Genomic DNA, 14199 nt, shown 5'->3' on the forward strand with positions numbered 1-14199 from the left:
GCAAGGAGATATATTGCCAGACCGGAGGGGCGCCGGGGGCGGGAATCGCGCACTCCATATTTTGTTCACAAATGAATAGGTCCCTCAGTCGCATCACTGAGGTTAAAACTGAAGCATTGGCTTCTGATATTGGCGATGACCAGCTGGTTTATAGGTGTTAAGGCATCGGTCATCTCTGGAGCGCCACTTTACTCCAAAAGCATCAGCTATTTGTTTCCCGTCGGTAAAAGGCAGGTTTTGTTCGCCAAGCGTTCTTATATATAGAGAAGTTCGGGTTCGAACCCGTGGCGCGGCAACAAAAAAGCGACCAGCCGGAGCCGATCGCTTTCTATTCTATGCTGGATCATCCAGAGGGGTTCTTCCGAACTCATTTTCTCGCTGCCATTCATGCTTTCGAAGCATCTTTCTACAGCCCTCGTTGTCTATCCTCGTATCTCACAGGTCTTCCGGAAATTCACAAGCAGTCTTAGGGTCAATTTAGTTCTGCTTTCAGAGACTTGTTTGAGAGTTTTTAAAGACAGTTCAAAACAATAAGTGAGACACCATAAAGCAGAGCAAGATGAGCCGGATAGAAAATGTAGAAGAAATATTTGAGCTTCAGCCCTCGCTTGCCATTATAAAGATTGATAAGCAGCAACGAAACGACCGCGGCAGCAACATCAGGATTAAATATATTAGCTGTAGCAAACTCAAATCCGCCGCCAACTATATGGCATGACGAAAGGAGCACTGCGCATACTGCAGCAAAGAACATCTTGGCCTTGCTGTCGTGGAATAAATAGAATGCAGCCACAAGCAGAATGCCATACACACCGCCATCTAGTTTAGTGTATTCAGCTGCCAGTGCTGTCAAAACAATCAGAGCAGTTTCTGCGATGTACCTCTTCCATTTTGAAAGGCTTTGTATCTTTTCCAGAATTATCAAGAAGACCAAGCAAAGCAGGAGCTCACACATAACATTTTGTTGCCGAAGGTCAAATAGTTGCCCGGTTTGAACGAAATCGTATATGGGCTCCGCAATGATTGCGAAGACAAGCATATTTCGCAGGTACCTCTTTATGTCATGAGTATGCAAAAATCCCTCAACTATCAAAAAGCAAAATAAGGGAAATGCAATTCTGCCAAGAACATGAAGCACATCCGAAGCCTCGCTTAGAATCGCCCACTGTTCGTCTGATATCTGATTGTACGATGCGTGAGTCATGATTCCATTGGTCAGGACGATCCTGCTTACATGATCGAGAACCATCGAAATGGCCGCTATTATCTTTAATGTGCTGCCGCTAATTCCGTATCTATCTGTTTTCATTTCGTTTTCCTTTCTTTGGGTGGGCCGTCAGAGGTTCGGCCTGCTCTGCAGACGGCCGCTGCGGCGCTTCGCGCCTTGCGCGCTGCGCTGGCAAACGCTCACGCGTTTACTCAGCTCCGCGCCCTTTCGGGTTCGAACCCATGTCGCGGCAACAAAAAAGCGGCCGGCATCCGCCAGTCGCTTTTCTATTCTATGGTGGGCCGTCAGGGGTTCGAACCCTGGACCTTGGGATTAAAAGTCCCCTGCTCTGCCAGCTGAGCTAACGGCCCGCGGGTGGCATTGTACCACGGTCTGGGGCTATTCCCAACTCCATTGGCCGTTCTGGAAAATCACAACTTCACGTCCATCAGGCGTAATGCCCGTAATATCGATATCGTCCGTGCCGATCATAAAATCGACGTGCGTGCTCGAGACGTTAACGCCATGCTCCAGGAGCTCCTCCTTGGACATGTCATACCCACCCTCGATGCATTCGGGGAAACCGACACCCAGCGCGAGATGGCAGCTAGCGTTCTCATCATAGAGCGTGTCATAGAATAGAACGCCACTTTCACGGATCGGCGTGTTCTTGGAGATAAGCGCGACCTCACCCAGATGAGCGGCACCTTCATCGGTGTCAATAATGCTCGCAAGCGTCGCCTTACCCACGCGGGCATCGTAGTCCACTACGCGGCCCGCCTCGAACTTAATCCAAAAATCGTCAACCTTGTTACCGTGGTGAATGAGCGGCATAGCCGAATACACGATACCGTCGGCACGCATACGATCAGGCGAGGTGAAGACTTCCTCGGTGGGAATGTTGGGGAAGAAGGGGTGCCCATCGGGCGTCTTGCCCTTGCCGCCGGCCCACTCGTGACCTTTCGTCATGCCAATCGTCAGATCGGTTCCATTTGCCGAGGTGTAATGCAGGTAGTCGAAACGATTGTCGTTCAGGAAACGCAGGTTCTTTTCGAATGCGGCGTCATGGAGTTCCCAGTCGCTCTCCGGGTCCCGGCCATCGGCGCGAGCGGTATGCAGAATCGCATTCCACAGCTTATAGATTGCAACCTCATCGGCGTCTCCCGGGAACACCTCGCGCGCCCAGGCAACGACCGGCGCGCCGGCGATGCACCACGGGTTGATGTTGTAGTCCAGTCCGCGGCGGAAGACCTTGCACTGCGTGTTCCTTGCCTTAGAAGCTGCAGCAGGCTTAGCGGGATCGATGCCCTTAAGAGCGGCAGGGTCCGCACCCTCGATAAAGATAAAGCAGGCACCATCCTGGGCCAGTGAATCAAGCTGCAGGCGCTTCCACTCGGGCGTCTGCTCAAAATAGCTTTTCTCGACATGCTCGTACGTGAGCCTCGTCACGGCGTCATCGGCCCAAATAACCGTCACGTGACCGGCACCGGAGGCATAGGCCTCCGCGACCACCACGCGCGCAAACGGCGCGCACTCGACCGGAGACTGAACGACAACCTCCTGACCGGGCTTGACGTTTACGCCCTTGCGGACAACCAGGCGCGCATAGTTTTTAATCTTGGGCTCTAGGGCCTTCATGCCCTCCAGAGCCTCTTCGACCGTCAGGGCAGCTCGAATCATGTGCCACTCCATCTATCTATAGAACAGTAAAAAGGCGCGCCGCAAAAACGACGCGCCTTATATCTTAGCGATAAGTATGCATGCAAACGCTACTTCTTCTTGGAGTCCTTCTTGTCCTCCTCGGCAGCCGAGCGCTCGATAAGGGCGTTGAGCTTGTTCTCGGACATGCCCTCGGCCTGCGTGCGGTACATGTTGCGCAGGGGACGAATACGAACGAAGTCGTAGATGAAGTCACCCAAAATGACGACGTAGGACAAAACAATGCCGACCATCTGGACAGGGCTGGACACCATGCCAGCGGGAGCGAAGTACAGCGAAGCCCAAATGGCCACGACGAGCACCATGCCGATAGTGAGCACGGCCCACCAGATGCGGCGGCGCTTGGTGTAGTCCTCATCCTGCTTGAGAAGGATATTCGACACCGTGTAGATGCGATCCTCCTTGGCGCGCTGCTTAGCCTTGCGGGCGCGCTTCTCCTCTTTAGAGAGGCCCTCGAGGTTCTCGCCCTTCTCGAGCTCTTTGCGGCGTGCCTTAGACGAAGCCGGCACGACGCGGACAGAGCTCGCTGCCTGACGGGCGGGCTTGGCGGATGCAGCGGACTTGCGCGCAACCCCGGTAACCTCGTGGGATTGCGTGCGCTTGTTCGTGGCGCTACGGGTACTCACTTATGCGTTCTCCTTCATGCTTGTGAACTGGGAGCCCGTGATGATCTGGAAGGCCTCGCGATAGCGCTCGGACGTGCCATCGATGACCTCGGCGGGCAGATGCGGGGTCTCCCCCGTCATATCCCAGTTGGCTTTGAGCCAATTGCGGACGAATTGCTTGTCGTAGCTGGGCTGAATCTTGCCCTCCTCGTAGCTGGCGGCAGGCCAGAAACGGCTGGAGTCGGGCGTGAGGCACTCGTCGATCAGCGTAACCTTGCCATCGATGACACCGAACTCGAACTTGGTGTCGGCAATGATGATGCCACGGGTCGCTGCATACTCGGCGGCAGCCTTGTAGATCTTGAGGGAAAGGTCGCGAATCTGCGTGGCGATGTCCTCGCCCACGATCTCGCAGCAACGCTCGAACGAGATGTTCTCGTCGTGGTCACCGATCTCGGCCTTCGTGGACGGCGTGAACAGCGGCTCGGGAAGCTTGGAAGCCTCGGTCAGGCCCTCAGGCAGCTGGATGCCGCAGACGGTGCCGTTCTCGTCGTAGGTCTTCTTGCCCGAACCGGTCAGATAGCCGCGGACGATGCACTCGATAGGAATCGTCTGGGCCTTCTTAACCAGCATGGCGCGGCCGGCGAGGTAGTCACGATACTCAGCAAACTCCTCGGGGAAATCCGCCGGGTCGATGGAAACGAGGTGGTTGGGAACGATGCCGGCAAACTTATCGAACCAGAATGCCGAGATGCGGTTGAGCACCTCTCCCTTAAACGGAATCTCGTCGGGAAGAATGAAGTCGAACGCAGAAATGCGGTCGGTGGCGACCATCAGCAGGTTTTCACCGGCATCGTAGATATCACGAACCTTGCCACGGGAATCCGGACGACGCTCCATCGTTGTCACGTGAGTCACTCCTTACCAAAATACGACAGTAATGCGGGTTCTTTCCCGCACGTTTTCGCAAACTCGGAGCGGCAGGGACGAAACCCCTCCTTCACCGAATAGCGAAAAGCTAGTGCTCCATTGTAGTAGATGCCGCGTCCGCCGTGTGCTCGCGAGGCAGATGAATCGTAAAAGTCGTACCCTTTCCAAGCTCCGACTCCACGGATATGTAGCCGTGATGGCGCTCGACGATCTGTTTAGTCACGGCGAGGCCCACGCCCAGACCGCCCGCCTCACGGGCACGGCTGGCATCGGCGCGCCAAAAACGGCCGAAGATGCGCGACAAGTCATCCTTGGCAATACCGATGCCGGTATCAGAAACGGCAATGCTGACGTGTTTGCGGTCACTGAGCACCGACACCACGACCCAACCGCCCTCGGGGGTGTAGCGCATGGCGTTGCTCATGAGATTGATGACGCATTGTGTGATCATGTCGGGATCGGCTTCGACGACATCGTCGTGACCTTGGGTCTCGTCAGCAAAGCGCAAGCGCAGATCGCGGTCGACAAACAGGCGCTCCTGGGCATTGACGATGGAACGCACGAAAGGAACCATGTCCACCGGCTCAAGGTTGAGCGGAGCCGTGCTGTTTTCCATGCGCGACAGGTCGAGCATCTGCTGCACCAGACGAGCCAGGCGACGCGTCTCGGAAGCAACAGTCTCCAAGTGCTCATCGTCGGTAGGATATACGCCATCCTGCATGGCCTCGACCGTTGCGAGCATGGCCATAAGCGGAGTACGAAGTTCGTGAGCCACGTCCGAGGTCAAACGTTTCTCGTGTTTCATATCCTTCTCGAGCGAAGTGGCCATCTCATCGAACGTCTCGCCCAGTTGATCGATCTCGTCATCGCCGCGCAAGCCCGTACGAGCAGACAGATCGCCATCGCGAATTTGCTTGGCCGTGCTGGTAATACGATGAATCGGCTTGGTGAGCATGCGCGACACGAGCGATCCGATAACGACCGAAATGCAGATTGCAACAACCGCGGCGAGGGCCATGGCGTTAAAGGTCTTCTCCCTAAATGCAGAATCCGCCTTGGTGAGCAAGGCATCGGAGCCGATGGCCCATAGCTTTACCTGTCCGACATGCTCGCCCGAAGACGTTATGATTTCGACGTTGGCAACGCTATCGGAGTCGGTTGGAGCAGACGAGACCGGGCTATGCGATGCTTTTTTACCGCTCGAGCTGCTCGACGCCGATTCGCTCTCGCGCACATCGGCGGTCGCGCTTGCCGAAGGCCATGAGTCGTCATAGACGACAACGCCCTTCTTGTTGACGACCTGCATACTCAGGTCGTCGGATACCAAACTCGATGTCGCGACCGTGCGCAGCTCGCCCGCAGTCCAGTTGCCGTTTTCCTCATACGACGTCGCAAGCTTTTCGGCTGCGGAATTGGCGATCTCGACGATATTGGAGCGCGTGTAATCCGAAAAGACCGTGCCCCACACAACAGAGACCACGCCCACCAGCACCAATACCGTCATGAGCGATGTCAGAGCAAAAGCAAGTGCCATGCGCGAGGGATAGCTCATCGTTGGCCGTGAATCGGAACGAGGCGTGTTCCAACTAGCCTTGGAACCCGCCTCGCTCTCCTGCTTGTGCTTTTGTCCGATTTCAAAGCGCGCAGGTGTCATATGTGATTTCCTTTATTTCTCGTCCGACTTATCGGTCTTGGTCGGAGCCTCGAAGCGGTAGCCGACACCGTGAACGGTGTAGAGCCACTTGGGCTTCTTGGGGTCGTCGCCCAGCTTGGCGCGAAGGTTCTTCACGTGGCTGTCGATGGTGCGCTCATAGCCCTCAAAGTCGTAGCCGAGAACCTTCTCAACCAGCTCCATACGGTTGTAGACACGACCGGGATGACGAGCAAGCGTGGTGAGCAGCTTAAACTCAGAAGCGGTCAGGTCCACTTCCTTGTTCTCGACTAAGATCTTGTGGCCCGAGATATCGATGACCAGATCGCCGAAGTCGAGTACCTCGACGGCGGGCTCGTCGGCCTGATGGGCACGGCGGAACAGAGCGCGAACGCGGGCGACGAGCTCGCGCGGCGAGAACGGCTTGATCAGATAGTCGTCGGCGCCGAGCTCAAGACCGATAATACGATCCTCGATCTCACCCTTGGCGGTAAGCATGATAATGGGCACATCCGAGGTATCGCGGATAGTGCGGCAAACGCGCTCACCGGGGATCTTGGGGAGCATAAGATCGAGCACAACCAGGTCGAACTGGTGCTTCTCGAACTCCTCGATCGCGGACTGGCCGTCGCCGACGCCCACAACCCAGTAGCCTTCGCGCTCGAGATAGGCAGCGACGGCGTCACGGATTGCCTTCTCATCCTCGACCAGCAGAATCTTTTTTGCATCTGAAGCCATAACACGGCCCCCCTGTCTCAATTAGCTAAGAACAAGCCCATTTTAACGCACCTGAGCCCGCCGGATGCCGCTATGACGCGGCAGCTCGGCGGGCGGTACTCACAATTACAACGCGTTTATTCCCCTGTTGGCGCCTTTTTAACCCCTCTAAGCTTAAAGAGAGAATAGGCGTGCAGTGACCGTCTCTGGTATACCCTGGCTGTTGCGCACCGTGGCGTACGTAAGGAATGAGTCCGATTTTCCCGCCGTAGCTGGATAATCGCCATACTCCAAAGCGCGGTCGGGCGACAGCAGCGAGCCATAGGTCTTGGCGGAGGTGTCGATCAGGAAATGCGATGCCTGCACCTTAACAAGGTATTTATTCTTCTTGCCAGCCGCACATGCGAGCGGCTCGCGTGACAGGAAGAGGTACGGCCCTCCCTCATTACCGATATACGTGCCCATGTTGCCCAAGCTGCCCACGCCACTATAGGTCGCCTCGATAGAAAACACGAAGGTATCGCCCATATATACGGCCTCGAAAGGCGAGACTGACGAGGGAAGGACTAGCTGGGCACGTTTGGTGTTGTTGCCATCGGTCAGATCGATTGCCGTTATGCCGTAGTAGACGCCCTCGTCGTTGCGGACACGCGGCGAGATGGTCAAAATGCCGTCGCTCACGCGCGGGGCCGACGCAAAGCGGCCCGTCGATTTCCAAATTGTCTCGGCCTTGGATTCATCAAGCGAGCGACGATAGCAAAACGAATCACTACTCGTTTTATTGCCGCCTGCCGAAGGCATTTTATACCAGATGGCTGATGACCCGAACGCCGTAAACAGTGGCGGATCGTAGTCCTTGCCACCTCGATCGAGCTCAACCACGTCGCCAGAGAGCGAAGCGCCCGACAGATTTTGAGCGTAGAGCTTCCACGATGAACTGGCAAAGTTCATCTCAACCCACGCAAACACGCCGTCGCCGGCACGGACATCGTAAAAAGCATATCCCGTGCCCTCGATAGGATTCTCAATTAATGTGGTAAGCGAGCCATCGCCCAGGTTGAGCACACCGAGTGTGTTGGCGTGCAGTGCCGATGCGGGCGCCATCATTGCCGCAGCATAGTCACCATCGCAGTAGTACAGCAACGTGCCCAGCGGCAGCGTCCACGATGCCGCCGGCTCAAGATCGATGTCAACTGCCTCGTACTCATCAGTGATCGAGACAATCTTCGAATCGTCCTTGATAACCTGCGGCTCGCCAGCGGCATCATCACTGGTGCCTGTTTTTTTCGAACATCCGGCAAGCACCGTGGCAGCGCCCGCGGCAGCTCCACCGAGCACAAAGCCGCGACGCGATATTCCGTTCTTGATGTGGTCGGCGATACCCATTAGGCGATCTCGGCGCGAGCGGCCTCGATAGCGCGCGTAAGCTGATCGGCGCAAGAGGTCTTCTTCATGCCGCAGGTATTGCCGGCAAGAACCTCGATCACACGGTCAGCAGGAGCGCCCTCGACCAGTTTGGAGATGGCCTTGAGGTTGCCATCGCAGCCGCCGGTAAACTCAACGCCCAGCACCTTGCTGCCGTCATCGGAAAGGTCAAGGTGAATATTGCGAGAGCATACACCCTGCGGCTTGTAATCAAACGAAATCATGCGATCCCCTCTCAGAATGTTATTCGAGACGACTATTATCCCCGTCTTTCCCTAAATGCAACGAGGCGCTTTGCCGGCAACACACATTACCAGCAAAGCGCCCTAAAAAGCTAACGTTATGCCCGAACCTACTCGAAGCTCAGCTGCTCCAGACGATCAAAGACCGTGTCGATACGGGTGAGGAAGTCCCACGGATCAAAGATCTCGTCGAGCTTCTCCTGACTGACGGTGCAGCGCGGGTCGGCCTCGAGACGCTCCTTAAAGGTGGGGCCGGAGACACAATCCTGCACCTCGCGCCAGGTTGCCATGGCGTTCTCCTGCACAATGGCGTACGCGTCCTCGCGGGTGATGCCCGTGTCGACGAGGGCCAGCAGCACCTTGGAGGAGAAGATGAGGCCGCGGGTCTTATTGAGGTTGGCCATCATGCGGGCAGGGTACAGCTGCAGGCCGTCGATAACGCGGATGAGGCACTGGAACATGTGGTCGAGGGCGATGAAGCTGTCGGCCTGGGCGACACGCTCGGCAGAGGAGTGCGAAATGTCACGCTCGTGCCACAGGGCGACGTTATCGAAGGCAACCTGGGCGTTGGACTTCACGACGCGCGACAGACCGCAGACCTTCTCCATGGTGATCGGGTTGCGCTTGTGCGGCATGGCGGAGCTGCCCTTTTGACCCTTGCGGAACGGCTCCTCGGCCTCGAGGGTATCGGTCTTCTGCAGATTGCGAACCTCGGTAGCGATGCGCTCGCAGGTGGCCGCGGTGGTGGCGAGAACGCCGGCGAGATAGGCGTGATGGTCGCGGCTGATAACCTGCGTGGACAGCGGGTCGTGAACCAGACCCAGGTGCTCGCAGACATACTCCTCGACAAACGGTTCGATGGAGCTGTACGTGCCAACAGCGCCCGAGATGGCACCGAAGGCAACATTCTTGCGGGCGTCCTCAAGACGATCCAGATCGCGCTTGAGTTCCCAGGCCCAAGAGCCGAACTTCATGCCGAAGGTCATCGGCTCGGCGTGGATGCCATGAGTGCGGCCGGCACAGAGCGTGTTGCGCTCCTCAAAGGCGCGACGCTTGCAAATCTCGCCGAGCTTCTTGACGTCCTCGATGATCAGGTCGCAGGCCTGGGTGAGCTGGTAGCACAGAGCCGTGTCGCCCAGATCGGAGCTGGTCATGCCATAGTGAACCCAGCGGCTGGGCTTGGGGTCGCCCTCGGGAACATCGGCGTCGATGTACTCCTTCATGTTGGTCAGGAAGGCGATGACGTCGTGGCGCGTGACCTCCTCGATCTCGTCGACCTTTGCCTTCTCAAAGTTGGCATGGTCGCGGATCCACTGGGCTTCGTCTTTAGAAATGCCGATCTTGCCGAGCTCCGCCTGGGCCTCACAGGCCAGGACCTCGATCTCCTGCCAAATGGCGTACTTGTTCTCGAGGGAGAAGATGTGTCCCATCTCCGGGCGGGTATAGCGATCGATCATAGCGGCTCCTTTTTGGTTATTGGCACGTTGGTCGTAACCCAACCATTGTACCGTGCGCAGGTGCAAGTATGGGCAGCAGGCATTAACCTAACATTTTGGAATTGGAGCGGGCAACGGGACGTCCGCGTATTTGCTTCGCAAATCCGCACCGGCTGCGGTCGATCTCCTCGGATTCACGGAGACGATGGGGAAGACTTTGTTGAATTGGCCGCCCCAAAGTCTCCCGCGCTCGATGGAGCGGGCAACGGGACGTCCGCGTATTTGCTTCGCAAATCCGCACCGGCTTCAGGCGCCTGCCGGCGCCTTCGCCTGCTCGCTACAAACGCTTCGCGTTTGTTTTACGCTCGCACCCTGGCGGGTTCGAGTCCCGGCGCTTTATTGAAAAAAGCACGGCACCGGAACGGTGTCGTGCTTTTACTTTTTCTGGAGCGGGCAACGGGACTCGAACCCGCGAGTGTCAGCTTGGGAAGCTGATGCCTTACCACTTGGCGATGCCCGCTTGTGTGTTGGCTAGTATAACGCGGTTGTCTTGTTCGATACAAGGGTGGCGATGCTTGTTTTAGCTGTGGAGATTCGTTTGAAAATCGCATCAATTGTGGAGACGAGGACCTTTGGCCTCCTGTTCTCCTTATCTTCTACCTGCGCTTTTGCCTGATTGTTGTATTTGAGCTCAATTTGTCAGGAATTGGGCAAGCTTTTGGTCAGGCTCCGGTACTTACCCGCATGAACCTCGGGGGTAGCCTCATCCTACGCGTCGCAACCTCCCCATGCGGCGCACGAGGGATAAGGAGCAGCCATGTCCAACGCACCCACGCACTCTGTCCACAGCGCAATCGCAACAGGTCCGCTGCTCCTGCTCCTCTTCCTGCTTTTCGGCTGTCTGGCACCGGGAGCCGCATTTGCCGTCGATGGCTACGACCAGCTCGGCTTCCGCACTATTAGCGATGATTGTGGGCCCTTCTTCATCGGCAAGTATGAAGCTCAAGACGCCTCGATTGCCTACTGCATGAACCAGGAGCGCCCCGGCCCCACCAAGCCGGGCGGCCCATGGCTCAACTTTGATCAAGGCTGGGTGTGGCTCGACGACGAGTTCGCGGCAATCGTTTGTCACGGATATCCTACCGCCACGTCGTTTGGCGGTTACCATCTTTCACCCGATCGCGCCCGCGCCGCCACCCAGCTTGCCGTATGGATGCTCAACGGCACTACCCATGTCGACGGCACCTACTCCTACACAACCGCTCAGGGCAAAACCAAGAGCGGGCACTTTACCGCCGACAATGAAGTCGTGGCGGCTGCGCGGTGGCTCCACGACAGCGCAAAATCAGGAAGCATCAAAGCCGCTCCGCACCGCGCGCGGCGCTATATAGGAACCGTATCGGGCGGCAGCAAACGTCAAGACATGCTCTATGTACTGCCGGCGGTCTCTGTTTCCTTCCAAAAGCAGTCTGCAAACGCTGCCATTACCAGCGGAAACAATACTTATCAGTTTGACGGGGCAACATTCGATGTTTTTGAGAGCGCCAGCGACGCACGTGTCGGCACCATTCAGATGGACGGCAACGGTCGAGCACAGGCAACACTTCTGCCCAATACGGCATACTACCTAGTTGAAACGAAGGCGCCGGCCGGCTATGTCCCCCGCCCCGATCGCATCGCCTTTACCACGGGGAATGACGGCGGGCAGGTCGCCATCGATGAACAACCCGGCGCCATCACCCTGCATGTCGTAAAACTCGATGCCGCGACGAATGCCGGCCCCCAGGTGGGATCTTCACTCGCGGGAGCAGAGTTCACGTGTGTGTCGCAATCAACCCCTGGATGGGCGCAAATCCTCACGACCGACGAAAGCGGTCGGGCCACCCTCGCCGATGTCCCCTTAGGAACCTTTACCATCTACGAATCAAAAACCCCCGAGGGCTACCTGCCATCCAACGACAGCTGGTCCTATACCGTTAGAGCCGACCAGCTCGGTGATTCAGGCGTGGTCGAGATCGAATCTCGCGTTTCCGATATCCCCATTGCATTTGACCTTGAAATTTCCAAATTCAAGGACTACGGCAATAGCGACCAATCCGGCTTGGAGCAGCCGGCGGGAGGTGTTGTCTTTGAGGTTGTGAGCAACAGCTCTCAGCAGGTTGTTGGCACACTGACCACAAACATCTATGGCTTTGCCTCCACCAAAGATCAGCCCGAAGCATGGTTTGGCGCAGGCAAGCGACCCGCCGGTGTCCACGGAGCCATCCCATACGACCGCGCCGGCTACACCGTTCGTGAGGTTCCGGAAACCGTCCCAGAGGGTTTTAAACGTGCAGGGGAATGGACCGTCGAGGCCAATCAGATTTCCAACGGCGCCGAGCTTCAATATATCGTGGACAACCACGCTCTGTCGACGCATCTCCAGATTGTAAAACGCGATGCCCAAACAGGCGCTTCTGTTCCCCTAGCCGGATTCACCTTCCAACTCCTCGACAGCAATCACAAACCTGTCTCACAAACTTGCTGGCATCCAGCACATAACGTAATGGACACCTTTACGACTGACGCGACCGGGACCGTCACACTGCCCGAATCGCTCGTGCCGGGCACCTATTATGTACGCGAAACCTCGGCCAAAGAGCCCTATCTTGTCGGCAAAGAGATCGAGGTAAACATACCCGCCGACATGAACCTAACGCCCGTTGTAATCGCCTCGTATTATGACCGCGCCGCGACCGGAAACATCAGGATCGTTAAAACCGATGTCGTAGACGGCAGCAGCCTCGCGGGCGCCATCTTTGAGATCCGTGCCTCGGGTGATATCGTGCGCTCCGACGGTAGCATTGCCGCGCTCGACGGTGAGACTGTCGCTACCGTCACAACGGATAAAACTGGAGAAGCACGCGCGGACGACCTCCCGCTGGGATCTGGCACCGCACGCTACGAGGTTGTCGAGACTCAAGCGCCGGCAGGCTTCTTACTCGACCGGACGCCCCATATCGTAGACCTCGCTTATGCCGACCAGAAAACACCCGTTGTAGAAGCACGGCTTAACGTATCCGACAATTACACCAAGGTTGGTATCTCCAAGGTCGATGCAAGCGGAGAGCAGGAAGTGAAAGGCGCACAACTCACCTTATATGGTCCCGATAAAACCGAAATAGACTCCTGGACCTCATCCGACAAGCCGCACCGCGTCGAACATCTTGCACCCGGCACCTACTCGTTGCGCGAAATGATGTCTCCGCGGACCTATGACCTTGCCGAGGAGATAACGTTTGAAATAAAGGATACGGGAGAAGTCCAATCCGTCGCGATGAAGGATGCGCCCATCGAGATCAAAGGACAGGTCGACAAGCGTCAGGAGCTTGTCCAACCTATCGGGAAGGGTCTGCTGGCCAACGGCGATGGTAAAAATCGCGCCGCAACGCAAACCAATACGGACGGTCTTTTCTCCTATACCATCGACGCTCGAAACGATTCAGCTACCTGGGTTGATGAGTTCACAATTACCGATGATCTTGAGTGTGCCGAGGACGATACGGCGAGATTCGTCTCAATCGAAACCCCCGTCGCCATCGGCGACCTCAACGGTCTGTGCAACGTGTGGTATCGCACGACGCCGTTGGACTCGACAGACGTCGATGAGCCGGCAAACGCGACGCTTGACGATGGGCACGAAAATCCTTGGCTTGAGTCCGACGAAGTAAAAGAGAGTCTGGGTGAAGATTGCCGCCTCGTCGATTACGACGGCTGGCACCTCTGGAAGGCGGATGTCTCGACCACGGAATCCGCCACACTCGAGGCGAAAGAACTCGACCTTGCATCCAATACCGTCGTAACGGGCATTCGCATTGAATACGGTGCGGTAGCCGCCGACTTTACGACTCGAAGCGATACGGATTCTTGGACCCGCGATGATCTCAAAGATGAGCACGACGACCTTGACGATGCCAAAGCAATCCTTGGCACAGATGCTCGGGGCGCAGTCGTGCACATGCAGGCAACGTCGGCTTACACACCTCAAACTGCACTCACCAACAGCGCACGCGTCGATCTTTGCCGCAACGGCGGCGGCGATAAACTTGAGTCACATGACGAGGACCGTGTCATTCAACGCTGTACCCTACCGCAGGACCTACCGGCAACAGGATCAGCTCCCATCGCCGCTTGCATCACCGCGCTCCTGACCTCGGGTGCCGCAGCCCTATGGTTCGCTCGCCTTAGGTCAATCCCAAAGAAGCGCTAGCGCGAGAAAAAGGCGGGG

Annotated in this window: 10 protein-coding genes and 2 tRNA genes; 1 reads left to right on the plus strand and 11 read right to left on the minus strand. The window is 56.8% G+C overall.

Translation table 11 applies throughout. The annotated features are described in order from the left end of the window. Window positions 1–511: 511 nt before the first annotated feature. From DXD48_RS03315 to DXD48_RS03365, 11 genes are all read right to left on the minus strand, one after another. Entirely contained in the window at window positions 512–1309 is a 798-nt protein-coding gene (locus DXD48_RS03315) for a TraX family protein (protein WP_117563997.1), read from the minus strand. Between the two features lie 193 nt (window positions 1310–1502). Next, window positions 1503–1578: transfer RNA gene (locus DXD48_RS03320), tRNA-Lys, on the minus strand. Window positions 1579–1606: 28 nt separating this feature from the next. After that, on the minus strand, window positions 1607–2887 hold the full coding sequence (locus DXD48_RS03325) for an aminopeptidase (protein WP_117563998.1): 1281 nt from the start codon (window positions 2885–2887) through the stop codon (window positions 1607–1609). An 89-nt stretch (window positions 2888–2976) separates the two neighbouring features. Further along, on the minus strand, window positions 2977–3552 hold the full coding sequence (locus DXD48_RS03330) for a hypothetical protein (protein ID WP_055251296.1): 576 nt from the start codon (window positions 3550–3552) through the stop codon (window positions 2977–2979). Then, on the minus strand, window positions 3553–4431 hold the full coding sequence (locus DXD48_RS03335) for a phosphoribosylaminoimidazolesuccinocarboxamide synthase (RefSeq protein ID WP_117563999.1): 879 nt from the start codon (window positions 4429–4431) through the stop codon (window positions 3553–3555). 118 nt (window positions 4432–4549) lie between these two features. Further along, complete coding sequence (locus tag DXD48_RS03340; protein WP_117564000.1) at window positions 4550–6115, minus strand: cell wall metabolism sensor histidine kinase WalK; 1566 nt, start codon at window positions 6113–6115, stop codon at window positions 4550–4552. A 12-nt stretch (window positions 6116–6127) separates the two neighbouring features. Beyond that, entirely contained in the window at window positions 6128–6850 is a 723-nt protein-coding gene (locus DXD48_RS03345) for a response regulator transcription factor (RefSeq protein ID WP_117564001.1), read from the minus strand. 153 nt (window positions 6851–7003) lie between these two features. After that, window positions 7004–8215: a twin-arginine translocation signal domain-containing protein gene (locus DXD48_RS03350; RefSeq protein WP_117564002.1), complete on the minus strand. Its 1212-nt coding sequence runs from the start codon at window positions 8213–8215 to the stop codon at window positions 7004–7006. Beyond that, entirely contained in the window at window positions 8215–8478 is a 264-nt protein-coding gene (locus DXD48_RS03355) for a TIGR03905 family TSCPD domain-containing protein (protein WP_117564003.1), read from the minus strand. Before DXD48_RS03355 ends, DXD48_RS03350 begins: the two co-directional genes overlap by 1 nt. A 128-nt stretch (window positions 8479–8606) precedes the next feature. Further along, window positions 8607–9953, minus strand: a complete 1347-nt coding sequence (purB, locus tag DXD48_RS03360; RefSeq protein WP_117564004.1) for an adenylosuccinate lyase — start codon at window positions 9951–9953, stop codon at window positions 8607–8609. A gap of 424 nt (window positions 9954–10377) precedes the next feature. Further along, window positions 10378–10452 (minus strand) — tRNA-Gly (locus DXD48_RS03365). 297 nt (window positions 10453–10749) lie between these two features. Here DXD48_RS03365 and DXD48_RS03370 point away from each other — a divergent pair. Beyond that, complete coding sequence (locus DXD48_RS03370; RefSeq protein ID WP_117564005.1) at window positions 10750–14181, plus strand: SpaA isopeptide-forming pilin-related protein; 3432 nt, start codon at window positions 10750–10752, stop codon at window positions 14179–14181. Window positions 14182–14199: the final 18 nt, after the last annotated feature.

The organism is Collinsella sp. TM05-37 (assembly GCF_003436455.1).
Lineage (GTDB): Bacteria > Actinomycetota > Coriobacteriia > Coriobacteriales > Coriobacteriaceae > Collinsella.

Excerpts from the sequence above, each read along its gene's own strand:
- DXD48_RS03315 (WP_117563997.1), bottom strand. The coding sequence starts at position 1,309 with ATGAAAACAGATAGATACGGAATTAGCGGCAGCACATTAAAGATAATA.
- DXD48_RS03325 (WP_117563998.1), bottom strand. The coding sequence starts at position 2,887 with ATGATTCGAGCTGCCCTGACGGTCGAAGAGGCTCTGGAGGGCATGAAG.
- DXD48_RS03335 (WP_117563999.1), bottom strand. The coding sequence starts at position 4,431 with ATGGAGCGTCGTCCGGATTCCCGTGGCAAGGTTCGTGATATCTACGAT.
- DXD48_RS03340 (WP_117564000.1), bottom strand. The coding sequence starts at position 6,115 with ATGACACCTGCGCGCTTTGAAATCGGACAAAAGCACAAGCAGGAGAGC.
- DXD48_RS03345 (WP_117564001.1), bottom strand. The coding sequence starts at position 6,850 with ATGGCTTCAGATGCAAAAAAGATTCTGCTGGTCGAGGATGAGAAGGCA.
- DXD48_RS03350 (WP_117564002.1), bottom strand. The coding sequence starts at position 8,215 with ATGGGTATCGCCGACCACATCAAGAACGGAATATCGCGTCGCGGCTTT.
- DXD48_RS03355 (WP_117564003.1), bottom strand. The coding sequence starts at position 8,478 with ATGATTTCGTTTGATTACAAGCCGCAGGGTGTATGCTCTCGCAATATT.
- purB (WP_117564004.1), bottom strand. The coding sequence starts at position 9,953 with ATGATCGATCGCTATACCCGCCCGGAGATGGGACACATCTTCTCCCTC.
- DXD48_RS03370 (WP_117564005.1), top strand. The coding sequence starts at position 10,750 with ATGTCCAACGCACCCACGCACTCTGTCCACAGCGCAATCGCAACAGGT.